This is a genomic window from Phyllobacterium ifriqiyense (assembly GCF_030817885.1).
GTDB classification, from domain to species: domain Bacteria; phylum Pseudomonadota; class Alphaproteobacteria; order Rhizobiales; family Rhizobiaceae; genus Phyllobacterium; species Phyllobacterium ifriqiyense.
In genome coordinates, this window is the sequence record NZ_JAUSZT010000002.1 from 135,471 (window position 1) to 159,809 (window position 24,339).

Here is a 24,339-nt window from a genome sequence, read left to right on the forward strand (position 1 = left end):
AGAAAGTAGCGGAACATGTCGGTTGCATGGATTGGCAGCCAGCCGGTATCATTGATGGATGCTGTTCGGAAAGCTAGCGGCCTCCTGAAAGCCAGCCGCTGTCCGGTTTTTACCATTGATGCTGATGTACACGGCACACGCAGCGCCATTGCGCTGGCCGAGCGTGTCGGCGCTCCTTATGACCATCCTCTGGGTCAGACCCTGTCAAGGGAAGTTGCGCTGTTCACGGATCATGGTGGCATGTTTACCACGGCGGGTGAGGCACGTAACCGTTCGGACGTTATCGTGCTCGTGGGCGATATTCCTCCGCACCATGGCGGACTTTTGCTGGACTGGGCAAGTACGCAACCCCGTTCGGATAAACTCAAAAAACGCAGCTGGTTTCACATTCGCGGCAGTGAATATTCCGGCGCCCCGAAACTGGCGGTGAGGGCAGTGCAGGTCGGCGGAGACGACCTTTCTCTGGGTAATGTCCTTGCTGTTGTACGCGCGACCCTGCAGGGACGGCAGACACTCTCCTCCTTGACGAACATTGATCGGCTGCTGAAAAGCCTTTCGGCGGCCCGGTTCCCGGTTTTCGTTTTCTCTGGTGCATCCGGGCAGATGCCTGACCTGATCATGCTACAGGAAATGGTTGCGGACCTGAACAAGAAGGGCCGTGCCGGCAGTGTGTTTCTGCCCGCTGATGAAGCTGCCTGGGGAACGGCGTTGACATCATTATGGATGACGGGATTTCCACCCAGAACAGGATTCACCGATAGCCTCCCAAGCTATGATCCAGTACGATGGGACATTCAGCGCATGATCCGGGACAAGGAGCCCGATCTTCATGTCTGGATGTCCACGAGAGGCGGCCAGCCGCCTTCCGAAGACACGCGATTGTCTTTGATTGCACTGGAGAGAACGGCGGTCCCAGTGCAGGGGACAGCGGTGACAATCGCTGTTGGCAAGGCCGGGCTCGATCATGACGGAGTTTGTTATTCCAGCAGGACCGGCACGTTCCGCGCGGTGCAAGCCGCTGAGCCGTCGCAATTGCCCAGCCTGTCCAGTGTTGTCAGACAATTGGCTGTGGCTCTGCCAGGACGAAAGGCTCTTGTATGCTGATTAAACTGGCAGGTGGGGAAGTTATCGATCCCGTAAACGGAAAAACCCGCACTCGGGATATCTGGATCAGGGACGGGCTGTTGATCAATGCGCCACAGGGTGAAACTGCAGATCAAACGCATGATGTCTCGCAGTGCATTGTCATGGCGGGAGCCATAGACATTCATTCGCATATCGGTGGCGGCAATGTGAATACTGCCCGGCTGCTTTTGCCAGAGCATCACGCCGCACACCAGAGGCGGCCGGCAGCTACGCCGCTTTCCAATGCCGGATGGTCGACGTTTCGAATTGGATGCCTTTATGCGCAGATGGGATTTACGACGGTCGTTGAGCCTGCAATGGCACCTTCTTCAGCGCTGCATACGCATCTTGAGCTCGCCGATATTCCCATCATAGACAAGGCAACGCTGGCAATACTCGGAAATGATGATTTCAGTCTTTCACTGCTCCGGGACAACACATCGTCAGCAATGCTGGATGATTATGTGGCCTGGATTGTCGGCTCCAGCCGCGCTCTAGGGGTAAAGGTCATAAATGCTGGAGCAGCAGCGGCCTTCAAGGAGAATGTCAGATCGTTTTCCCTGGACGATGAGGTCCCCGAATATGGTGTGACTTCACGCAAGATCGTCAAATCGCTTCAAGCTTCGGTAACGCGTCTGGGCATTCCCCATCCACTGCATGTGCACGCCAATAATTTGGGCATTGCGGGGAGTGCCGATACGGCTGCGGCGACCATCGAAGCCAGTGAAGGCGTGCCGCTTCATCTGGCCCATTTGCAGTTCTACAGCTACGGGACCGAAGGGAAGCGGAAATTTTCATCGGAAGCGTCACGCCTGGCCGCGGCCGTCAATGGCAATCGCGACGTGACAATTGACATTGGGCAGGTCATGTTCGGGCAGACCGTCACCATATCGTCCGATGTCATGCGGCAGTTTTCAGCCATAGGCAATGCGAGCCCGAAGAAGTTCGTCATTTTCGATGGGGATGGCAATGGCGGTGGTGGAATTGTTCCCTATCGCTATAAGCAGGATTATTATGGCTCATTGCAATGGGCCATCGGTCTTGAACTTTTTCTGCTGATCAATGATCCTTGGCGGGTATTCTTTACCACGGACCATCCAAACGGTGCTCCCTTCACAGCCTATCCGGAATTGTTCGAGCTACTGATGAGCAGTGCAGCCCGTGATGAGCAATCCTCCAAGCTGAATGCAAGCGCGCTGGAATTAACGACACTCGCATCAATCCGGCGGGAATACACATTCGACGAGATTGCCATAATGACACGCGCTGCACCAGCCAAACTGCTGGGCCTGAAAGATCGAGGTCATCTTGGCGCCGGCGCGATCGCAGATATCGCCGTCTACCGCAAGGGCAGGGACGTGGCCAAAATGTTCCGGGAAGCAGCACTGGTGTTCAAGAACGGCGACCTTGTGGTCAAGAACGGAAAAGTAACCAATTATCGTTGGGGCAAGACCCTGCGGCTCAATCCCCCGGCCGATAAGGCAATCGTGAAACGCATGAAGGCATACCACGAGGAGCGCTATGGCCTGCCGCTTGATTGGTTCACTTTCCCTGACTCCTCCATCCAGAGGGACGAACCATTCGGAGAGGTTCCATGCAACAGCTGATCCGCAATGGTGTTGTGATAGACGATACATTTGCCGAAGCCTTTGGCATGCGTGCGACCGCCATCATCATTACCGCGCCCTCGCTGAAATGGGCACGGCAGGCGGCCATCACCATGACCGGCTTTGCAACTTCGGTAATCGGGTGCGGTTGCGAGGCAGCGATCGATGTGGAGTTGCCAGCGTCGCAAACGCCTGACGGCCGCCCCGGCTGCCGGGTGATGATTTTCGCGATGGGTACGGATGAATTGCAAAAACAGTTGAAAAACCGTCTCGGCCAATGCGTGCTGACCTCGCCTGGCAGCGCCTGTTTCGCCGACCTTGAAGGCACGGCGTCCCTCAATCTCGGCAATGCGTTGCGGTATTTCGGCGACGGTTGGCAGATATCGAAGAAATTCGGCGGAAAACACTATTGGCGTGTCCCGGTCATGGATGGAGAGTTTCTTTGCGAAGCCACCACAGGTCTCAGCAAGCTTGCAGTCGGGGGGGGCAATTTGCTGTTTCTGGCTGCCGACAGCGACAAGGCGCTGAATGCAGCGGAACATGCCGTCGCAGCCATCGCGAGAATCCCCGGGGCGATCATGCCATTTCCAGGCGGCGTTGTCCGATCGGGCTCCAAGATTGGCGCTAAATATAAGGGTGTGATGGCTTCGACCAACGAAGCCTTCGCCCCGACATTGCGCGGTGTAGTCGACAGTGCACTTACGCCTGAAATCAATTCGGTTCTGGAAGTCGTTATCGATGGTGAAACAGAGGAGACTGTTGCGGCCGCCATGCGGGCCGGCATAAAAGCCGCCATTTCGCTTGGTCCGAAAAAGGGCGCTTTGCGGATCAGTGCGGGAAATTACGGCGGCAAGCTTGGGAAATTTCATTATCATTTGAAGGATTTGCTCCCATGAAAGCGCTTACCTTCGCAATTCTCTCCGAGCCGGAAGAGCGCCTTGACCTTTCACCGCTGACACCTTCGAGGCTTGCCGGACTCTCTCAGGTTCAAATTGCGAAGCTGCGAATTGGAACCAGTTCTCACCCGGTTATGGTCGGCGATGTATTCAATGTTTCAGGCACCGATTTACATTCGATCGTTTTTGAAGGGAGTACCAAACGTTTCGATAGAGTTGGTGCCGGGCTGACAGCAGGATCGATTCGTGTGGATGGCGATGTCGGCAGGGAGGCAGGCAGGAAAATGTCGGGAGGCTCCCTGACTATCCAGGGTAGTGCCGACGATCATGCAGGTTCAGGCATGATTGATGGTCGCATAGAGATCAAGGGCAATACGGGAAGCTATCTGGGTGGGCCACTTGCAGGCGAAATGGTCGGAATGAGCGGCGGGTTGCTGATCGTACGCGGCAAGGCGTCGGATTATGCGGGTGACCGTCTGCGGCGCGGTATCATCGCAATAGGTAAAGGCTGCGGTGGCTATGCTGGATACCGCATGATTGCCGGAACAATTGCCATTGCCGGACGTGTCGGGGCTGTTCCCGGCTATTTGATGAAACGTGGTTCGATTCTGTTTGACCGCCACCCCACCGAACTTTCGCCAACCTTCGTGCCATGCGGAGAACCGGATATCGCCTTCTCCAGCCTATTTGACCGGTTTCTCGTGCGTGAGAAAATTATGAACCGGCCATTGCTGGGGGATAGACCGGGCAGATATGGCGGCGACAATGCGGTCTTGGGCAAAGGCGAGATTCTGTTCCGTCGGAAATTTTAGGGCACTGCACAGGAGCGAGGGATGGAGATATGAGCGAATGGAGACCCATCGAGACGGCGCCGACTGATGGAACTGCCGTCGATCTCTGGATCATGCGTGATGATGGCACAGGATTCCGCGCAACAGATTCAATATTTTGCGATATATGGGTGATACCTATGTACGACAATCAAAAGTTGGGTGAGGAGCTCCATATGGGCTCGAAAGGGCATGGTAAAATTACCCATTGGATGCCCATTCCTGTTGGTCCTGATGGGGAAGCAAATTCCTTATACTAGCAGAATGGCTGGGCATCATTGTTTCGTTGCGTTGCCATATAGACAGTTGTGGCCCGTGCTTTCCATACGAATTTTGACCTCACCGAAGATACCCTTGCTAGAATTCGCTCTGATATCGGACGAACGAACTCTTGAGCTCTTTAAGATCATAGATTGTGGCGTTCTATTTGCATTCATCATCCCCTCCCAAGGTGCGGCAACCCATAGCACAGGGTTAACGGTGCCTGACGGGTGGTCCAATCAAGATCCGTCACGGCGATGAACAATCACAGATAAAAACTCAAATGCCCGCCAAACTGCTGCGTAAAAGTTAGATCAAGAAGATTGCACGTGCGGCGCTGCCAGGCATCGCTGGCGTAAGATACTTGGCCGCATGCGAACTTTAAGGCCATGTAGACTTTGAGGAACCGATCAAAAACGGTCGAAAATCGCATATTATCGGCATTTTCAAGAAAGGATTGCTGACAACTTCCCCGTTTACACACAGTCGTAGGTCGTGCGTTCAATTCCATTCAATGCGGAGATTTTTTCAGGTACACTGAGCTATGGAGTTACCCGAGATCACCATCGCGGCAGTTATACTGGCAGCCGGTCAGGCAACCAGAATGCGCAATCATAGTCATAAATTGCTGGCAAAGTTTGATGGCATTCCATTAATTAGACGAACGGTTGCAATCGCAATGGCAAGCAGGTCGTCGTCCGTTACGATTGTCACAGGCTATAGGCGGGAAGATATAGAGAGTTGCATTGATGGCATGGGCGCCCATGTTGTCCATAACCCGGACTTTTCGGTAGGTATAGCCAGCTCTATTGTGGCTGGAATTTCCGAAGAACGCGTAAGCTCCGCCGCCGGCGCAATAGTTTTACTTGCCGATATGCCGAAAGTGGAAACTGAACATTTGGATAGACTGATCACGATATTTCGAGAGAACAAGGGCAACTTCATTGTTCGGGCTGTGTCGGGAAGGGTGCCAGGTCACCCGATCATCCTGCCCTCAACGTTCTACGAAAGGCTGACCACATTGAAAGGCGATTTCGGGGCTCGGCAAATATTGGATGCCTTCGAGCCTGATGTAATTGAGGTGGAGATCGGAAATGCAGCTATCCACGACGTAGACACACCGGAAGCAATCATTGCAGCGGGCGGGTTGCTTGATGGAGAGGCCAGCCAAACTGGGCCATAAGTGGTATGTTCCAGATGATTGCTCGTCAGCATCTGATAAATTGAGACCAGCTCCCTACCTCCGCAAGGAAGCCGATGTCGAAAAATGGAGACTTTCCCCTGGGCGCAAATAGCGATCAAAACCATTAGCAATGGCTGCGATCGCTTCAGCAGCAATTTCAGTTTCGTACAACCGCTGAAACGTAGCCACAAAAATAGCATCATTCCGGACGGCCGTTTAAGCACCTTGCGACGGTGCTGCTTCGCCAGAATTTTAAGCCACTGTCTGATGAATCGGCTGCAAAACCCAAATCCCTCCTCGCAATTGGATCCTACAGCGGACACGCTGCGCCGGTCTGGACCCATGCCTTAATCAATTCTCCGAATGCTTCCTGAGTTCCCGGGACCGGTTCACGGCCTTCGCCAGGCTTCCAGCCCCAACCAACCAGATCGTCATGGGCCATATGTTCGACGATTTCGTCGAGCGATTTGCCGCCATTGCGCTGCGGATCTTTTATCTGCGTGCAGATGGCGCCCAAAGACTTGCCTTCCCAGGCCATTTCGATCGGCGCCAGATGCCAGTTTGGATTGCCGGGGATGCTTTTAAGTGTTTCCGCTTGCCCGATGACCGTAACATTCTCCGAGCTATGGCAGGTGGTGCACATCATTCCCGGAACACCCATACCTCCTTCACCGCGGGTAACCGGAGGCTGATGCGGATGCATGGAGAGGTTCTGCAGCGGCCTGTCGGTTGCCGGATGGCAATTGACGCAGCGGGGGTGCTGGATGACCTTGCCGGCCTCTTCGAAAAGCGCAACCGAGCGCTGTTTTTCGTTGGAGATCGATTGAAAGGTGGATGCCGGTTTCAAATCGGCAGACACAGGAGCAACCTTGTCCTGCGCGAACGAAATGTTGGAAACAGCAATGACCGCATTGAGGACAAGGCACACAGATATCGAGGTGAACGTAATGTTTCGTATCATCCTGCGTCCCCTTAAGCGGAAAGAACATTGACGATCGGCAAACGCCGTACCGGGCTGTTGGTCAACCGCCGCCAGGCATTGGCGACCGCCGGACCCACGGGGGGAACACCGGGCTCGCCGACACCGGTCGGCGGTTCGGCTGATGGGATGATCGCGACGTCGACAACCGGCATCTCATTGATGCGCAACGAGCGATAGTCGTGAAAGTTCGACTGGATGATCTTTCCGCCCTGAGCAAGGGTTATGGCATTGAACAGGACAGCGCCAAGGCCGTATCCAATGCCGCCCTCCATCTGGGCCTTGATGACATTGGGATTGATCGCGATACCGCAATCGACGGCGCACCACACTTTATGCACCCGGGGAGAACCATCTTCGCCGATCGACACTTCGACGATTTGGGCCACATAGCTGCCGAAGCTCTTGACGACGGCAACACCGCGCTGGCGTCCTTCCGGGGAAGGGGAACCCCAGGCGGCCATCTCGGCAACCTTCTTCAATGTCGCCATATGCCGGGGTTCTTTGGTCAGGAGGGCCAATCGCCCTTCGACGGGGTCTTTGCCCACCTTTTCGAGCAGTTCGTCAACGAATGTTTCAACGGCGAATCCCGTATGGGTATGGCCGACCGAGCGCCACCAGAGCGGTGGCACCACAAGCGTGGTGTTATGCGACATGACACGCAAATTGGGTATGTCATAGGGCAGGTTGGAAGCCCCTTCGACCGAAGTCTCGTCGAGATCAGCCTTGGCCATGATGGATTGACCGACGATGGTCTGATCCCAGCCGACGATCTTGCCGTCAGCATCCATTGCGCCGCGCATCTTGTGGACATACATCGGCCGGTAATAACCGCCGCGAATGTCGTCTTCGCGCGCCCACATGTGCTTGAGGGGGCGGCTGCCGTCGGTGGCTGCGAAAACCGCCGCAGCTTCCTGCATATAGGGCGAGCCGAACTGGGCTTTCCGACCGAAACTGCCGCCGGTAATCTGGGTGTTCACCCGTACTTTTTCCGGGTCCAGCCCGAGAACCTTGGCAGCGGTGCTTTTGTCCATTCCCGGGAATTGCGCGCCGGTATAGATATCGACAGAGCCGTCGGCAGCCCTGATGAAAACGGCATCGAGCGGTTCCATCGGGGCATGGGCGAGGAAGGGGAATGCAAGCACGGCTTCCAGACTCTGCACGCCCTGGCCGGTGAAGGCCTTGTCGACATCGCCATTATTGGTCGCCTGAAGACCCTTCTCGGCGAAGAGTTTTTCATAATCCGCCGTAAGTTGCTCGCTTGAGCGGGTCTCTGCCTTGGCAAGGTCCCATTCGATTGTGAGCGCCGCACGGCCCTTGAGCGCTGCAAAGGTGTTTTCCGCATAGACGGCGACACCCTGAGGGATTTGTTTGATGTCAACGACTCCCCGCACTTTCCGGGCTTCCGCATCGTCAAAGGATTTTACTGTTGCTCCGAAATGTTCCGGATGGGCGACTGTTGCATAGAGCATGTTATCAGCGGTTACATCCAGCGTAAAAACAGCCTTGCCATTGGTCTTGCTGACCGTATCGAGCTTCGGAAGCTCCTGCCCGATCAGCACAAAGTCCTTAGGGTCCTTCAACTTGGGTTCGGCAGGCGGCGTGTGGGCCGCGGCTTTGCCGGCGAATGCGCCAAAACCGCTTTCCTTAGACGAAGCGGCGTGTTTGATGCGGCCTTTCTCGACCGTGATCTCGCTGGCCGGAACCTTCCACTCCTCTGCTGCGGCAGCGACCAGCATGGCCCGTGCCGTGGCACCAGCCTTGCGAAGCTGCACGTAGGAATTGGCAATCGATGTGGAGCCGCCAGTGCCCTGCAAGCCAAACATGAGATTGGCATAGACCTTGTCATCCGCTGGGGAGTGAACGGCCCGCATCTGGCTCCAGTCGGCGTCAAGCTCTTCCGCCACGATGGTGGCAAGGCCGGTAAACGGGCCCTGACCAAATTCGATATGTTTGGACAAAACCGTCACCGTGTCATCGGCGCCGATCTTGACGAAGGCATTCATCTGCGACAATGCGCTGTCGCCGCCCGCCTGGACACCTTGCGACGCCCCCGCTGAGAACATTCTGGGCGCGAGGGTGAAACCTATGACGAGGCCAGCGCCTGACAGAAACGAGCGGCGTGTGCTTGTGATCGTGTGCAAGGTCATGGCTCAACCCTCCATCGTATCGGCAGCATTGTGAATCGCCTGCCGGATGCGGTGGTAGGTCGCGCAGCGGCAGATATTGCCCGCCATCGCCCCGTCGATATCATCGTCAGTCGGCTTTGGCGTCATCTGCAGCAGCGACACGGCAGACATGATCTGCCCGGACTGGCAATAGCCGCATTGCGGCACGTCGATCGCGACCCAGGCTTTCTGAATGGCTTCAGCCTCCTTCCCTTCGATGCCCTCGATGGTAACAACCTCTGATCCCTCAACAGTTGCAATCGGCGTAATGCAGCTGCGGCGCGTCGTGCCGTCCAGATGAACGGTGCAGGCGCCGCACTGGGCTATGCCGCAACCATATTTGGTGCCGGTGAGTTTTTCGAAATCGCGCAGGACCCAGAGCAACGGAGTATCGGGATCTCCGTCGAAAGTTCGTTCCTGACCGTTCAGCTTGAAAGTAATCATTTTGATATCCCGCATCTGGCTGTGCACACAACTGGTGCTGGCTTGAGTTGGTCGTTATCCTTTTTTAAGGATAACACAAAAAGCCGATCTTCCAATCAACAGGGATGTAAATAACTGGTTTTATGCGGCACCAACGAAAGCCATTCTCTCGGACGCACTCTTCTCTTTGGTCCGTCAGTGGCATGCGCCGGTTTGATACGTGACCAGAAATTGATGGTGGGTTCTTCGGAGATGTTGGTCGTCGCATGCTCCCACCAATCACTGCCATCGCGTCCCCACGCGAAGTCGTACACGATAATTTCACTGCCGTCCGCCATGTGGACGATTGTGGGTTGCCCTGCCTAGTCTTTAGAAATTTGATCACGCGTGCGCCGCGGCCCTCCTTTAGGGGCGGTTACCTTGATATACTATTGGTTTTGCCACGATCAGACCTTTCCTTCGCCCTTATGCTCAAAGCAGAACTACTCTGTGCCTTAGCGCCCTGAAACTCAGAGCTGCATCATTAGCCAGTTAGTCACAATTTGAGATGTAATTCGTTATCAGCCAACTTCCGCGGCTGAACTCCGTCGTAACTTGTCTTGAGCAAATGTCGCTCGAGTAATCCACCTTTACCAAGCTCCGTCGCTGGATTGTCAGATGTGCAGACTCAACTTTTGAGGCCAGTATCATTTCACTTACCAAGTCTTGGCTACGGGGTACTCTACTGGTCGATGGCAATTCACCGATTTCCTCAATCGTGTGGGTGATAAATGGTGGGATATGACGGTAGACCGTGTCTTCGCGCTCAGTTGAGATTGAGAATTCGCATAGCATGGATGCAATCAGGTCATACAGCTGCTCAGGTTCTGCAACTTCTGTTTTCAGTTGCTCACGAAGTTTGCGTGAGGCATCGTCGGTGCACGGATTGCCGTATCCAAGCGGATCAGTGGGAAGGTTTTCACCGAAGGCTTTGGAGTTGAAGGCAACAATTAAACTGGCACCTATTAAACTAACAGCAGTATGTTTGATGGTTATCAGACGATTGCTCATTTAACTCAGCTTTCCAAAAGCCATGGTTCCGCTAAATCCTTCCATCGTCCCTATGCTCAAAACAGAACCATTCGCACCAGACGAATATGGAAGCCCCCGCTTGCCCCAGCATTGCAGCCGACGTGCATACAGCGATTGGCCTGAATCTTCTGTTGCGTTTCCATGTGTGACGGATATTCAGGCGCTGGCGTTTCAGACATCAGGTTTCTTCATTAATTTCGACATATGTATTCTCACGGACTCGGCCACGGTTGCGTCAAGGGCGAGCGCAGTATTGTCAGCCACGGCAATTATAGCGGTTAAAACCTCGGCTTTCGTCCAGCCCAATGTGTTCGCATCTCCCAATATCTTTAACAGCCCATCCTCGATGGACTACGCCCCAAGCATTTCAAAGATTTTGGCACCGAAGGCGCACATGATCTTGATTTCGTCTTCACCCTCAACGATGAACAGGCGGGAGAGCCTATGCCTGAATGGCCGGATCTTCCAGTGACTGCCCACTGGGAATCGTCTGATCCAGTCTTAGCTGAAGGGGAGCCATGGGAGCGGAAACAAGCCTTCTCTCGTGCATTGATGGAACTCGACCGCAGGCTTAAAATATTCACTAATTTGCCCTTAGCGTCGCTTGATCGGTTGAGCGTGCAGACGCGAGTAAACGAAATCGGCAAATCTTAGAATGCCAATCTCGAAATGTTCTCGGATCGGATCGAACTATGAGTGCCATTTTTCCAAGTGTAATGGGACTCGTGCGTTGCTACACGGTACCCGTTTAGAATATGCAGGCCACGCTCCTCGCCTACAGTAAAAATCCAAACCACACCATATTAGTTAACTTGGATCATCACGATGGACATCGTGCACCGTCATGCCGACAGACTCTGGCGGCTTTTCCAGCCAGGTATGGTGGCGCAGGGTCTTTCGCGTATCTTCATAGCCAGAATCCCAATGTTCGCGCATCGAAGTTCCGGAGAATTCGTAATCCTTGGCATGGCCTTCATAAAGTTTTTGCTGGTAGATGAGGTGAACAATGTTGATCTGTGGCACATCCTGCATGGAGGAAAGAAATTCCCTATCCTCAACGGTGAGCGCTTCGGCTGGCACGCGCAGCAAGGCCTGATGCAGCTTCAGTTTGAGATTATGCAGCCGGCGGAATGTATCCGTGTTGTTGCGTGTCCGGCTCGAATACATAATATCCTTGTGTCGGGCGAGCACATCCGGCATTTCGCGGGGCAGGGTGCCCCGTGCGCTGAATAGATCGACCTGGAAAACAAGCGTATCATGAACGTCTTCCTGTTCGAGCAGATACTGCAGTGGTGTGTTGGATACAATGCCGCCATCCCAGTAATATTCGTTTTCGATATGGATCGCCGGAAATGCCGGGGGAAGTGCGCCAGACGCCATAATATGTTGGGCTGAGATAGTTTCGATTTCACTGTCGAAATAGCGGAAGTTGCCTGTTCTCACATTTACGGCACCGACGCTCAGCCGTTGCTGTCTGTCGTTCAGAACCTTCCAATCGATCAGCCGGTTCAGCGTGGTTTCCAGTTCGCTGGTATCATAGAAACTGGTCGCGCCTGATGCCCCGGCAAACTGTTGCCAGGGATTCATTTCCCGCGGCGCAAAAAAGCCCGGTAGCCCCGAAGTCATGGTCATCATGGCGCTGGCCTGATTGCGCAGCTTGCGAAAGTAGTCGCCCTCCGGTGTGAAATGCCAGACCTTTCTGCTGGATACCGTCTCCCAGAAATTCCTTAGCCGATCCACCTGGTCTCCCGGTTTATTGCCCGCAATGATCGCCGCGTTTATCGCTCCGATCGAAACACCTGATAACCAGTTGGCGGCCACGCCTGCCTCGCTTAATGCCTGAAAAACCCCGGCTTGATAGGCACCGAGTGCGCCGCCGCCCTGAAAGACAAGCGCGACGGACTGATAGGGATCAAGCACCTCCTTGATACTGACAGCCTTGTTCTTGGGAGTGCCGGCTAACTGGTCCATGTTGATACGTTCCTTTGTGACCGGGCGATTCAAACCGGATCGCTCAAATAATCATGAACGACTTTGCCCATGCCCAAGGTTAGATCGGCAAGGAAATGCACCGCGCCGATGACTTCCAGAACCGGTAGCCGGGCGACATCGGCAATGACATGGCGATGAAGCTCGAGTTCGGCTGGGCCTGACCAGGCACCTTTCACGGTAATGTCCTCAAGGTGATACTGAACCAGTTCGCATATGCGCGGGGTGGCGTCGACATGCGGTATGATTTTGACGAGAAAATTAGGCTGCTTGAGAGACCTGGCAATTGCGGCTTTATCGACTGCATGATGTTTGTAGCCCATGGTCGCCGTTGCGCAAAGCACCGAACCGTAATGAAGGGTCCCGACGATCACTTCGCCTTCATGGACAAGCTTCGGATAGGCAAGCTTTTTGGGGAAGCCCCAGATTTCACGTCCACCGGCGATCGGGGCATCATCATCAAGGTACATGGCGTGGACATAGACGCCGTCCTTCCCATCAAATCGCACCGGGATAACCTGTCCGGACTCGACGTAATCGCCAAAGCCCGTTGAATCCGGCATCTTGATAAATTCATATTTCACGATCGGCTCGACGATTTCTAGTGGTTCGGGAACAACCTGTCGCAAGGCGTCAATATCGGTTCGGTAGGTGATGATGACATATTCCCGGTCTGTGAACCGATAGGGTCCGGGCGGATAAGCCGGGTTGGTCAAGGGCATTGCGTAGGCGTGGCGAACATCTTCAGTTTTCATTTGGTCTGTCCCTTGAATAGCTACGAAAGCATTGTTCAATGTGCCGTCCATCCACCGTCGATGGGAATGATCGCACCAGTGATCGAAGCGGTCTCGGGCGAACACAGAAATGCCGCAAGCGCCGCTACCTGATCGATTGTTACGAACTCCTTCGTAGGCTGCGCTTCCAAAAGCACATCGTGGATCACCTGTTCCTTGGTCATGCCGCGAGCGGCCATGGTGCCCGGGATCTGCGCTTCAACCAAGGGTGTCCAGACATATCCGGGGCAGATCGCGTTCACTGTTATCCGGTTTGCCGCAACCTCCAGGGCTGCGGTCTTCGTCAGACCGGCAATGCCGTGCTTGGCGGCCACGTAGGCGGATTTGTAGGGGGATGCGACCAGGGCATGTGCAGACGCAATGTTGATGATCCGGCCCCATCCGCGCGCCTTCATCGGGGGAATGACCGCCTTGATGGCATGGAAGGCAGCGACAAGATTTATCTGCAGGATCGCGTCCCACTTCTCGTCCGGAAACTCGTCGATCGGTGCCACATGCTGAATACCTGCATTGTTGATCAGGATATCGCATGAACCAAGCACTTCGACTGCAAGCTGTACCATGCCGGAAATTTCGGAGCCGGATAGCATGTTTGCTGGCGAGTACAGACACCGCACCGAGAACTCGGTTTCAATGGCCGCCCTTTCTGCCTCGATAACAGACGCATCACCGAGGCCATTGATCACGATGTTCACCCCTTGCGCTGCCAAGCGGCGGGCTATGCCCATGCCTATGCCACTTGTTGATCCTGTCACGATCGCGACCTTGTTCTTGGGAGCGGTATCGCCTGCGCTGTCGGACATCTAAATCTCCTGCGGAATGTGGCCTTCGTAGTCGAGCAATGTAAATCTCCTCGACGTGTCAGTTGAATGACAGGCGGCTGCCAATCCTGATGATGGTCCCAACAAGAATCCGATTCTTCGAGAAGAATGGGAGATGTCATTAATGTTTCAAGAAACGGAGATACTGAAAAAGTACGATTATTTTTTCGGAGCGTCAGTCGGACGTCTCTGCATCCATCGTCTACCGGTGGTTCGGGACACGCGTCGATCTTACAGTGACAGTGATCGTGAGGTCTTGACAATGGAACGTCTGTTATTGCGTATCTGCCCAACAAGACCAGCCGCCTTTGACTTTGTCGGGTCGGCACTTTTGGTCATAAGTCTTTTGTTGTGCTCACCAGCCCAAGCGGAACCTATCCGCGGGCGCTGGCTCGACATTTGCGGCTCCGATTATTGCGAAATGGGCTGAAAACTACAAAGCATCCCGCACGGATGGCGGAGATTTCACCTCGCCGGACTGGACGGTAGACTATGAATTGGTAGGATCACTTGCAGGTGTCATGCGACTCAGCCAGCCGGAAATGGATTTTGCGGCAACGGACGTTCCTTTATCGCATGCGGAACTTGTCAAACATGGCCGCCAGCAATTTCCGATTGTGTTGGGCAGCGTTGCCATCGCAATCAATCTGGAAGGCATTGGCCGGTTGAATCTATCGGGTCCGCTTCTCGCAGACATCTATCTTGGCAAAGTACAATCATGGTCTGACCCGGCGATAAAGCAGCTAAATCCGGAACTGAATCTCCCGGACGTCAAGATCACTCCGATCCATCGCAAGGATGGATCCGGCACTACCTATATGTTTACGAACTATCTTTCCACCGCCAATGATGAGTGGAAAGCGAAATACGGGGCGGACACGCTGATAGCCTGGCCGTGGGGAACCGGTGTCGAAGGAACGCAAGACCTCATCCTTGCCGTGAAAGCCACAAAGGGCGCTATTGCCTATGCGGAATATGGGCAGGTCGAACGGGCCGATCTGACGGTTGCCGCCATCAAGAACAAGTCGGGCAAATTCGTTCTGCCCGGTCCGGAGGGCGTCAGGGCAGCTCAAGCGGCAGTCGACTGGACGAAGGCGGAGGACTTTGCCTTATCCCTTACTGACCAACCCGGCGAAGCCACATACCCCATCTGTGGAGCCACTTATGCAGTCGTGCCAATAGAGGGTCGTTCACCTAGTCGCTATCGCCGTGTCCATGACTATTTCCGCCTGGCATTTGAGAGCGGCGGCCGCGATGCGCAGGCCCTGCGTTATGTGCCTTTATCGGAACCTCTGGTGAGCCGGATAAAGCAATATTGGCTGATCGGCTCCTCAACGCAATGAAAGTTAAGCATGCCTGCAAGGGGAATGCAGGCAGATCAATGGACCGCGCCTTGGCGCTATGGGGATAAGACGCAATGGATATAGATATTTTCAAGGATATTCTCGTGCCGGTGATCGGCGGGCTCGGAATATTCATGCTTGGTCTGGAATTCATGTCGAATGGCATCCAGGCACTTTCCGTCAACAAGATGCGGGCATTTCTGGCCAAAGCCGCAGGAACGCCGATAAAAGGTGTTGTGGCCGGCACACTCATAACAGGTGTCATCCAGTCATCAACGGCGATGACTGTTATGGTGGTGGGCCTGGTGAACGCCGGGGTGGTTGGATTGAGGCCTGCCATCAGCGTCATCATGGGAGCGAATATCGGTACCACCCTTGGCAATGGCCTGATTGCGCTCCCTCTTGGGCCGCTCGGTCTGATCTTTGCCGGCCTTTTTTCGTTGGTCTATTGTTTTTCGAAAAACGACAAGGTGCGTAACATCGCGCTTGCCTGCATGGGCTTTGCCCTGATTTTCTACGGGTTGAACCTGATGACCGGTGGTCTAAGACCGCTCCGAAATATCCCGGAAGTGATGTCGGTTCTTTCCACCCTCCAGGCAGACTCTTATTTCAACCTGATCAAGTGCGTTCTTATCGCAGCTGGTGTGACCGCGATGATCCACTCATCATCGGCTACAATCGGTATTGTCATGGGGTTGGGCGCTGCCGGTGTGCTTGACTGGACCACTGCGGTCGCCTTTTCTCTGGGCGCAGATCTCGGAACCACAATTACCTCCTGGATAGCATCCCTGAACTTGTCCAAGAATGCCAAACGCGCCGCTTATGCGCATATGTCATTCAATATTATCGGCGTGTGTATCACCGTGCCACTGTTCTTCGTCTCGATCGAAGTTCTTGCTTGGGCGATGCAGTGGTTTGGGGGCGATCCGGGCGTTCCTGTGGTCGTGGAGGGCAAGGAAACTTTCCCGCTTGTTCCGGTTGCCGTTGGTCTTTATTCCACATTCTTCAACGTATTCAATACGGCGTTGCTCTTTCCTTTCGTCGGCGTGTTTGAGAGCGTATTGGCGCGGATCGGTCGTACTGATGCTGAGGACGCGGAAGATTATTCGACACCCAAATTTCTCGACCGCAAACTTGCCGGGGATTTTGCAAAAGCAATCCCGGCAGTTCAGCAGGAAACTGCTCGTCATCTTCAGGCTGGCGCCATGTTTCTGGATATTGCACGCTCTGCAAAATCCGCACCGTCCGATCCGGGCGAGCATTATCTTGCTACCGATATTCTCAGTCGCGATATACGTGAATATACGGCTTCGCTGATGAAAGAAGACTTGCCTTACGAACAGCTGGATCTTGTCGCCAGCCTGATTGAAGAGGCGGATTTCACCGCTGCATTGACGGAGTCGCTGCATCAAGTCGCCCGCCGCGTGAAACGTGAAGAATTCAGTTCAGCAGCGCGCGCCATCGTTGATGTTGCTCTCGACAAGCTTGATGCGTCGTTGCAGGGTATTATGCCGGACTACGGTGTTGCCAACCCACCCATGCCGGCGGGCCACATAAGCATTCCGGATGTGGAGGAATTGCGCGCGAGAACTTTGGCGCTGGGACCGAATGCCGGTGCTGCCGAGCGTGGAACAATTCTGGCACTTCTCGGCTCTATTGAACGTGCCGAAATTCTCATTGAGCGTATCGAAAGTGAACGGAAGTCAGTCAATCGCCAGAGCGTGCTTTCGAGAGCTGCGCAGAAACGCGAAAAAGTTCGCCCAATGAACGAAGGCGGACTGAGCCCAATGCCTGCAGAGTAACGCGCATTGCCGTAATAGCTTGCGCGTGGCATCTTCTTTTGAAAGATGCCACGTTGCATTGATATCTGCGGATGCTAGTCCGCTTTATAAATCCGGTTTCCTGGTGGAGGCTTCATGAGCATTGGACTGATCGCCCTTCTCGACGACATTGCGGCATTGGCGAAGGTTGCGGCGGCGTCTCTCGACGACATCGCTGGCCAGGCTGCGAAGGCCGGGGCGAAAGCAGCCGGTGTCGTGATCGACGATGCAGCAGTCACACCGCGCTATGTCACCGGATTTTCAGCCGCGCGAGAGCTGCCGATTATCGGCAAGATCGCCCTGGGGTCGCTGAAGAACAAACTTGTGATTTTGCTCCCCGCAGCGCTGATCCTGAGCCTGCTTGCACCCCAGGCGATTACGCCTCTCCTCATGATCGGCGGCGTATATCTGTGTTATGAGGGCGTGGAGAAAATCTATGCGCTCCTGCTGCCGCATGCCGCCCATTCCCATGAGGCTGCCCTTGAAACGACCAGCATCGATTCCAAATCTCTTGAAGACGAGAAGGTTGCCAGCGCGATCAAGACCGATTTCATTTTGTCGGCTGAAATCATGGCCATCACGCTTGCGTCGCTTCCGTCGGGGAATGTACTGACGCAGGCCCTTATACTTGCAGTTGTGGGCATAGGCATCACACTGGTTGTTTATGGCGGTGTAGCCCTGATCGTTAAGACTGACGACCTTGGCCTGGTGCTGGCGCGCTCGCAAACGGTCGCTCCCGTCGGCACGCTTTTGCGGGCAGTTGGCCGCGGACTGGTTATAGGCATGCCCTATTTTCTGAAAGGGCTCGGTATCGTCGGAACCGCCGCAATGATCTGGGTGGGTGGCGGTATCCTTGTGCATGGACTTGAGGGTTACGGTGCCGGGGCCATTGCTCATGCGATCGAAGGTGCAGGTGAGGCGGCAAGCCATGCCTTGCCTTCTGTCGGATCCGTTGTCGCATGGATCGTCGAAGCCGCCGGATCGGGCGTCATCGGCATTATCGTCGGTTTGATAGCTATACCGGTAGCCGGATATGTGGTCTCGCCGATGTGGAAAAATGTAAAAGCATGGCTGCCGCAGCGCCGGCGAAAAGAACCGCTGGTAGATGTGAAGAAATGAAGATTATCATATCCAGCGGGCGCGTTTGAAGCGAACGTAAAGCCCGATGCACAAGACGGCAATTATCGCGAGAACAACGAAATAACCGTAGCTCGTTTTCAGTTCCGGCATGTTATCGAAGTTCATACCGTAGATGCCAGCGATTGCTGTCGGGACGGCCAGAATGGCCGCCCAGGCCGCCAATTGCCGGGTTATCGTTCCCTGCCGCTGTTGTTCCAGCAGATTGCTCGCCTCGAAAACAGAGGTAATCACATCCCTCAAGCTGCCTACCATCGTCTCGACGCGGTGCATGTGTTGAAGTGCATCGCGGAAATAGGGCTTTGCCTCCTTGTCCAGGCACGGCAGGTCGAGATGTACAAGCTTGCCGCAAAGGTCCAGCATCGCGTCCAAAACCCGTTGAAAGAGAATAATCTCCCTTCGCAGCCTGAAAATGCGAGTGATCTGGTCACGATCAAGGAACGCGTCGAGCATTTTGCGTTCCATGTCGAGAACTGTGTCCTCGATCGTGCGCACGATAGGAAGATAACCGTCGATGATGAAGTCGAGTATGGCATGCAATATATAATCGGTTCCATGGCGAAGGGTCTGAGGTGAGGTTTCCAGTCTGCCGCGCAATTCGCCATGGCCCCGATCCGAACCATGGCGCACCGTGATTATGTAGCGCTTTCCGACGAAAATCGCGGTTTCGCCATAAGTGATTCGGTCACCCGCAAGCTGCGCGGTTTTTGCGACGACAAAAAGCTGATCATCATAGGCGCTGAGCTTCGGCATCTGCAAAGAGCTGAGGGCATCTGCTATCGAAAGCTCATGAAGACCAAAGCGATCTTTGAGCAGTGAAAGCTCTTCGGACGTGGGCTTGTGCAACCCGATCCAGATGAAGTCACTCTCTGTTTCCGGCATGGACGCGTCATAAAACGGTACAGCTTCCAACCGTTTCCCATCGCGATAAAGGTAACATGCGGCGACGCTCATGCGCGTCCCTTTAGGATTAGGATCACGAGAAGTACTCCGCAGAAACGATCATCATGACTTGATAGCCACTGTTGAGTGACAAGCGTGTGAACCAATTTCGCCTCGGCTGTATTTCGGGCGGGGTCTTAAGACACAGCCGTTCCCTGTAAACGATAAAGTGCAGCGACGAAGGGCTTCGTCAAGGAGCGTGTTGCGGGCATTGCGTTGGTGGCCGAAGCGGGCGAAAAGTCCCCAGTCCTAATCGCGGGATAGCGAAACCGTGAGTTTCAGTCGTTTCCATGATCGGCGGCAGAGGCAAAAGCCGGCCGCCGCCCCGTTCTCCCGGCAGGCTCAGACGATCTCGCTCGCCATTGCCTGCCGGACCAGCGCTTCGACTACCTGCTCAAGTGGCGTGGTTCCCCTGGTACGGTTCCCGCGGTCAGCCTTGAAGTCGATCCAGCCCTCGTTGAAGCCGTCGAGCATACGCATGCGCGGCTGTGGGTTACGCATACCTTGGGCACGGAACAGGCCCTCCCAGCTTTCCCGCGGAACGATTTCTACCCGCACCGGATGCCCGAGCACCGACGCGAATGCATTGGCTAGATCATTGGGTGAGACGCGAGCTGGGCCTTCCAGTTCCACCACGCACTTGCCGATCCATTGTTCGCGGATCAGATCTGCGGCGACCCGGCCGATATCTTGCGTCGCCACCATGGCAAAGGACTTGTCGGCAGGCTGGAGGAAGCTGTGCAGCACGCCTTCGTCGCGGGCTGAGGCCACGTCCCAGTCCGCATTTTCCATGAACCAGCCGGGTCGCAGGAAGGTGACAGGAAGATCGAGTTCGCCGAGGGCTTCTTCCAACAAAGTCCGCTGGCTCAACAGATTGTCCATTTCTGCATCGGCGCCGATGGTGGAGAGGCAGACAACCCTTTCCGGGCGGGCAGCAAGAAGAGCCGTCGTCAGAACTTCATTCTGCTTTGCCGCCTCCGGATAGCCAGGCGCCGGATCAAACTCCGACGGCGGCAGGATGAAGACGCCAGTGGCGCCCTTGAACGCGGCGGCAAGCTGCGTCGCGTCGCCCATGTCGGCAAAGGCGATGTCGCAACCGCGCTTGCGCCAGATTTCCGCTTTTGCGGGATCGCGCAGCACTGCACACGGACCGATTCTCCGGCTTCGATGAGGGCTTTCGCCAGCGCACCGCCGACCTTGCCGGTAATTCCTGTAATCGCAAACATGATATGTCTCCTGGTGTTGGGGGCGGGAATGGATCAGACGAGGCCGTCGTAGAGGCCATGCTCAAATGTGCCGTAGAGCTCTGCAAGGCCAGAGACTTTCGCGGTTCCGCCATGCCGCTGGCGCCATCCGGGCGCTGCGGAAGTATCTACGGGGCGCAGAAAGATGATTCACGCGCATTAAAATCAAAGATAAGATGACTTCAAATCATCATGATAAGACGGTCGGCAAAGACCGACCTTGCGACGGAGAGAAAGCATGAGTTTCGACACACGGCTGCTGACCGGGGTCGGCGTTTTCGGGGCGGTGATGGAAGCGGGCAATTTCGTGCGGGCCGCGGATGTTCTTGGCCTCACGCCATCGGGGGTTAGTCGTGCGGTAGCGCGGCTCGAACAACGCGTCGGTGTCAGATTGTTCGACCGCAATCCGCGCGAAGTTACGCTGACGGAAGAAGGCACTCGCTTCCATGCAAAGATAATGCCGTTGCTTGCCGGACTGGAGGAGGCGGCCTCCGAAGCCGCCGGTTCGGCGGCATTCGTCGGCGGACGGCTAAGGGTTTCGATCGATCCCTGGTTCGCGCGCATGGTGCTGGTGCCGAGGATCGGTGAATTTCTGGCGCGCTATCCCGCTCTGACGCTCGATCTGACCACCAGCAACTATCGCGAAGAGATGATGAGCGGCGCGGACGTCGCTGTGCGTTTCGGTCCGCCGGACGAATCGTCGCTGATCGCGCGCAAACTGCTGGACGTACCGGTGCTGACCTGTGCCGCCCCAGGCTATCTTGCCCGCCACGGAGTTCCAGCGACGCCCCACGATCTGATGCACCACGATTGCATCCTATTTCGCGACCCGCAGACCGGACGACCGTTCACCTGGGAATTCCAGGGGGACAACGGTGCCATCGAGATCAAGGCAGCGGGGCGGTTGGTAATGGACGATCCCTCCGCTGCCGTCGCGGCCTGTCTTGCGGGGCAAGGCATATTCCAGAGCTTCGCCATCGGTCTCGACGAGTGGCTTGAGAACGGGGCGCTCACGACGATCTTGACGGAATGGTCCGGCGAGCAGTTTCCGCTTTACGCCTATCATCCGTCACGCCACATGCCGCCTGCCAAGGTGCGGGCTTTTCTGGATTTTGTTCAACGAATTTCGGCACGTAGCGTAGGGCATTGATCGACTTTATCCGGCGTTCGGCCGCGACCTTTGGCATCAATCCTGCACAGGCAAAATGGGACGCGACAGCATGTCGGTGATAGACAACGAACTCAAGGTCTAAGGTACCAACACGTTGTCGAGACACATTTCGATTGTCCCTCCGGTCAACTTGTGCTGGCTGGCCGGACGGATGACGAGCCCACCGCTCCGCGACTTTCGGGGAACGCGGGAACACTTGGCGTGCGTGCGTGCTTTTCCGGTCTCGACACGCTCAGTGAAGATGGTCTTAAAGGAGATGACCAATACGTGGTTCAGCTCTGGCCCGGAGCTAAACCGGAAGGCGTGGGCGTGTTGAAAGCATATTGCTAGCCGAGGAGCACTCTGTAAGGCCGCACAACTCCTGAAAACCGTTGTGACACTTGAGTTTGAGGCAACGTTAGCTCGGCACCACCACTATTAGCCGGGTTCCTGAATGACATAGCGGTCATTCTCGTCCAACTCGTCCGGGTCAACCAAGACAACCGAGCGTTGGCCGGTATTGGAGACACGAACGAATGAATATGGATTTGCTGTTTCATCGTTGGCCAAGAGCAAAGCTCTATCGAGCGTCCGCGCTAAATGAGCGGCTGCCTCAGGAACATCGGGGCGTGGCAAAGGTTCTGAGATGTAGAGAGTGATCAGTTGCGAGTACTTGTGCGGAGAATGAGCTTCAACGATGCACGTGACGGATGCATCCTTAATTTCGCTGATGCTGTGGACAACGTCCACGCTCTCGGTGGAGAAGTTGAGCATGGCCGCTATGCAACTCTGCAGGAGGCCATCATCGGCCGGCCTCTCCAAGGAGGCATCAAACCAGATCACTGTCCGCGCCCCCAGTGACAAGAATCGCGCGGTGATGGTACCTGCGCCAGAAATTCATCGTTGTGGGATCACTCTCGGCGCCTTCAAGGCGTTCCAAGACACCTTTGAATTCACCAAGAAACTCACCGTTTTCGGCAACAGCAACCGATCCGAAAGACAGCATCGAGTGCAGTCCCGGTATAGGTCCCTCAAATTCGTAATCCGTCGCAATGTAGGTGAAGGGCACCGTAAGTTTCCTATGGATTACAACCATTCTCCATTCCGACATTTGAGCAAAAGGAAAGTGCATTGTCACGTCCCGTTGGAGTCGAAAGCAGCCTTGGTGGAATCTTGAAACCGTCGAGGCGCGGCGGTACACTTATAGGTGCTGCTGGGCGCCATGGAAATGAGCGCCGAGTGGCTGGCTTCGCTGGATGCGCGGTCGGCGCCGCGCCCTCGCACGCTTCTGGCGCGCGAGATTCGCTATGCCGACGTGTGTGACATGGTCCGATAGGTTTCGGTCAGGACACCGACAGGAATGCCGCCACTCACGTTCTGGGCCACCCCAAACGCGTCGCAACTCACGCACAATATCCCTCTTGATGAGGCGCAGCGTTGATCGCTCAGACTGGTGGACCGGCCCGCCCCGTGCAGAGTACCTGCATAGGGCCGTTCTAGATGTGGCAAAACGAAAGATCTTTGACAGAAATCTTTGGGAGCTACAGAAACTGGCTACCGTCAGGCAGCGAGCAATGCCACGTAAACGAACGATATGACACGGGCCTCGATCAACCGATGCCTGTCAGTCCAACATGACCATGCGAGCCGCAACCTGTTCTTCGAAGAATTTCGAGAATGAAGCAATCCGCGGAGGCAGTGCCTGATAAGGCGGATAATAAAGGGTCAACCACAAGTCCGGCGGTGCCCACCCCTTGAACACATGCACGAGGCGCCCGGTCTGCAAATGCTCCGAGACATGAAAGTTCGGCAGCATGGCAACGCCTGCGCCATCCACTGCCATGTCGGCCAGGACCTCGCCATTGTTGGCGCTGAAGGCACGCCCTGCCGATATCGTCATGCTCAAGCCGCCGTCCGAGAGCACCCAGTTCTCTCGTCGACTTTCGCCGCTATAGGCGAGGCAATCATCTGGTGTCAGCTCGTTTGGATGCTGCATCTCGACAAACCGGCTTCCCGGTGCGGCAACCAGAATGCGCGGTACGACGCGGATTTTCCTCCATATCGTGAATTTGTCCGATGGCTGAGATGAAATGCGGATGGCCAGATCGTAGTCGTCATCAACGATATTCACCAGTCCGTCGGACAGTGAAATCTCGAAGCCCATTTTCGGGTATCGCTGCTTGAAGCCGGAGAGGATCGGTGGGAGCACCGCCTTGCCAAACCACGTCGGTGCACTGATCCTGAGACGCCCTTCGTCGGCCTTGTGGGCGTTCATCACATCGCGGCGCGCGTCTTCGAGCGTCTTTACCGCTGGCTGGATCTGTGCGGCGAAGATCGCTCCGTCTGTGGTTAGGGAGACTTGGCGCGTCGTCCGCACGAAGAGTTGCACCCCAAGTTCCGCCTCGAGCGCTGCAATCGCGCGCGTGACGGCTGCGGGCGTCATGTCCAATTCGCGGGCAACCTGGGCGAAGTTTCGCTTTTCGGCTGCAAGGAGGAAGGTTCGCAGAGCTTTGTAATCGTTCATTGGGATTGTTTCAAAAAGAGCAACGCACTCGA

Annotated in this window: 21 protein-coding genes and 2 pseudogenes; 11 read left to right on the top strand and 12 right to left on the bottom strand. The window is 55.3% G+C overall.

Annotated features, from left to right (window positions below; all coding sequences use genetic code 11):
* Positions 1-15 precede the first annotated feature (15 nt).
* The 6 genes from QFZ34_RS02295 to QFZ34_RS02320 all read left to right on the top strand — a co-directional run bounded on the left by QFZ34_RS02295 (position 16) and on the right by QFZ34_RS02320 (position 5,902).
* Positions 16-1,104 carry a molybdopterin-binding domain-containing protein gene (locus QFZ34_RS02295; RefSeq protein WP_307276363.1) on the top strand — a complete coding sequence of 363 codons (1,089 nt, stop codon included), beginning with the start codon at positions 16-18 and terminating at the stop codon, positions 1,102-1,104.
* Positions 1,098-2,732, top strand: coding sequence for a formylmethanofuran dehydrogenase subunit A (locus QFZ34_RS02300; protein ID WP_307276366.1), 1,635 nt, complete (start codon positions 1,098-1,100; stop codon positions 2,730-2,732). The genes QFZ34_RS02295 and QFZ34_RS02300 overlap by 7 nt, the downstream gene beginning before the upstream one ends.
* A complete protein-coding gene (gene fhcD, locus QFZ34_RS02305; protein WP_307276368.1) occupies positions 2,720-3,628 on the top strand; it encodes a formylmethanofuran--tetrahydromethanopterin N-formyltransferase in 909 nt (302 codons plus the stop codon). The genes QFZ34_RS02300 and fhcD overlap by 13 nt, the downstream gene beginning before the upstream one ends.
* Positions 3,625-4,440: a formylmethanofuran dehydrogenase subunit C gene (locus QFZ34_RS02310; RefSeq protein ID WP_307276372.1), complete on the top strand. Its 816-nt coding sequence runs from the start codon at positions 3,625-3,627 to the stop codon at positions 4,438-4,440. Before fhcD ends, QFZ34_RS02310 begins: the two co-directional genes overlap by 4 nt.
* A 29-nt stretch (positions 4,441-4,469) precedes the next feature.
* Positions 4,470-4,718 carry a hypothetical protein gene (locus tag QFZ34_RS02315; RefSeq protein ID WP_307276375.1) on the top strand — a complete coding sequence of 83 codons (249 nt, stop codon included), beginning with the start codon at positions 4,470-4,472 and terminating at the stop codon, positions 4,716-4,718.
* 545 nt (positions 4,719-5,263) lie between these two features.
* On the top strand, positions 5,264-5,902 hold the full coding sequence (locus QFZ34_RS02320) for a nucleotidyltransferase family protein (protein ID WP_307276377.1): 639 nt from the start codon (positions 5,264-5,266) through the stop codon (positions 5,900-5,902).
* A 310-nt stretch (positions 5,903-6,212) separates the two neighbouring features.
* On the opposite strand, the gene QFZ34_RS02325 is transcribed toward QFZ34_RS02320, so the two are convergent.
* The 7 genes from QFZ34_RS02325 to QFZ34_RS02355 all read right to left on the bottom strand — a co-directional run bounded on the left by QFZ34_RS02325 (position 6,213) and on the right by QFZ34_RS02355 (position 14,129).
* Positions 6,213-6,863: an Isoquinoline 1-oxidoreductase subunit gene (locus tag QFZ34_RS02325; RefSeq protein WP_307276380.1), complete on the bottom strand. Its 651-nt coding sequence runs from the start codon at positions 6,861-6,863 to the stop codon at positions 6,213-6,215.
* An 11-nt stretch (positions 6,864-6,874) separates the two neighbouring features.
* Complete coding sequence (locus tag QFZ34_RS02330; RefSeq protein WP_307276382.1) at positions 6,875-9,031, bottom strand: xanthine dehydrogenase family protein molybdopterin-binding subunit; 2,157 nt, start codon at positions 9,029-9,031, stop codon at positions 6,875-6,877.
* Between the two features lie 3 nt (positions 9,032-9,034).
* Positions 9,035-9,493, bottom strand: a complete 459-nt coding sequence (locus QFZ34_RS02335) for a (2Fe-2S)-binding protein (protein ID WP_307276386.1) — start codon at positions 9,491-9,493, stop codon at positions 9,035-9,037.
* Positions 9,494-10,003: 510 nt separating this feature from the next.
* Positions 10,004-10,522, bottom strand: coding sequence for a hypothetical protein (locus tag QFZ34_RS02340; protein ID WP_307276389.1), 519 nt, complete (start codon positions 10,520-10,522; stop codon positions 10,004-10,006).
* A gap of 828 nt (positions 10,523-11,350) precedes the next feature.
* On the bottom strand, positions 11,351-12,514 hold the full coding sequence (locus QFZ34_RS02345) for a patatin-like phospholipase family protein (protein WP_307276392.1): 1,164 nt from the start codon (positions 12,512-12,514) through the stop codon (positions 11,351-11,353).
* Positions 12,515-12,543: 29 nt separating this feature from the next.
* Positions 12,544-13,287: an acetoacetate decarboxylase gene (locus QFZ34_RS02350; RefSeq protein ID WP_307276395.1), complete on the bottom strand. Its 744-nt coding sequence runs from the start codon at positions 13,285-13,287 to the stop codon at positions 12,544-12,546.
* Positions 13,288-13,322: 35 nt separating this feature from the next.
* Positions 13,323-14,129, bottom strand: coding sequence for a 3-hydroxybutyrate dehydrogenase (locus QFZ34_RS02355; RefSeq protein WP_307276397.1), 807 nt, complete (start codon positions 14,127-14,129; stop codon positions 13,323-13,325).
* 431 nt (positions 14,130-14,560) lie between these two features.
* Between QFZ34_RS02355 and pstS the strand changes: the two genes are divergently transcribed.
* The 3 genes from pstS to QFZ34_RS02370 all read left to right on the top strand — a co-directional run bounded on the left by pstS (position 14,561) and on the right by QFZ34_RS02370 (position 18,429).
* A complete protein-coding gene (pstS, locus tag QFZ34_RS02360; protein ID WP_307278843.1) occupies positions 14,561-15,490 on the top strand; it encodes a phosphate ABC transporter substrate-binding protein PstS in 930 nt (309 codons plus the stop codon).
* 74 nt (positions 15,491-15,564) lie between these two features.
* Entirely contained in the window at positions 15,565-17,292 is a 1,728-nt protein-coding gene (locus QFZ34_RS02365; RefSeq protein WP_307276399.1) for a Na/Pi cotransporter family protein, read from the top strand.
* Positions 17,293-17,406: 114 nt separating this feature from the next.
* Entirely contained in the window at positions 17,407-18,429 is a 1,023-nt protein-coding gene (locus tag QFZ34_RS02370) for a DUF808 domain-containing protein (protein WP_307276402.1), read from the top strand.
* A 6-nt stretch (positions 18,430-18,435) separates the two neighbouring features.
* Here QFZ34_RS02370 and QFZ34_RS02375 read toward each other — a convergent pair whose 3' ends face one another.
* Positions 18,436-19,401, bottom strand: a complete 966-nt coding sequence (locus QFZ34_RS02375) for a magnesium and cobalt transport protein CorA (protein WP_307276405.1) — start codon at positions 19,399-19,401, stop codon at positions 18,436-18,438.
* A 330-nt stretch (positions 19,402-19,731) separates the two neighbouring features.
* A pseudogene (locus QFZ34_RS02380) lies at positions 19,732-20,615 on the bottom strand (NmrA family NAD(P)-binding protein).
* Between the two features lie 256 nt (positions 20,616-20,871).
* Between QFZ34_RS02380 and QFZ34_RS02385 the strand changes: the two are divergent.
* Both QFZ34_RS02385 and QFZ34_RS23280 read left to right on the top strand, forming a co-directional pair.
* Complete coding sequence (locus QFZ34_RS02385) at positions 20,872-21,783, top strand: LysR family transcriptional regulator (RefSeq protein ID WP_307276408.1); 912 nt, start codon at positions 20,872-20,874, stop codon at positions 21,781-21,783.
* Positions 21,771-21,883: pseudogene (locus tag QFZ34_RS23280) on the top strand (GMC oxidoreductase); the annotation flags it as partial. The gene QFZ34_RS02385 and the pseudogene QFZ34_RS23280, both read left to right, overlap by 13 nt.
* A 338-nt stretch (positions 21,884-22,221) precedes the next feature.
* Here QFZ34_RS23280 and QFZ34_RS02390 read toward each other — a convergent pair.
* The 3 genes from QFZ34_RS02390 to QFZ34_RS02400 form a co-directional block, all read right to left on the bottom strand.
* The gene (locus tag QFZ34_RS02390) at positions 22,222-22,626 is read right to left on the bottom strand and encodes a hypothetical protein (protein WP_307276411.1); all 405 of its coding nucleotides are present in this window, start codon (positions 22,624-22,626) and stop codon (positions 22,222-22,224) included.
* Complete coding sequence (locus tag QFZ34_RS02395; RefSeq protein ID WP_307276414.1) at positions 22,613-22,879, bottom strand: hypothetical protein; 267 nt, start codon at positions 22,877-22,879, stop codon at positions 22,613-22,615. The genes QFZ34_RS02390 and QFZ34_RS02395 overlap by 14 nt, the downstream gene beginning before the upstream one ends.
* A 528-nt stretch (positions 22,880-23,407) precedes the next feature.
* Entirely contained in the window at positions 23,408-24,307 is a 900-nt protein-coding gene (locus QFZ34_RS02400) for a LysR family transcriptional regulator (protein ID WP_307276417.1), read from the bottom strand.
* Positions 24,308-24,339: the final 32 nt, after the last annotated feature.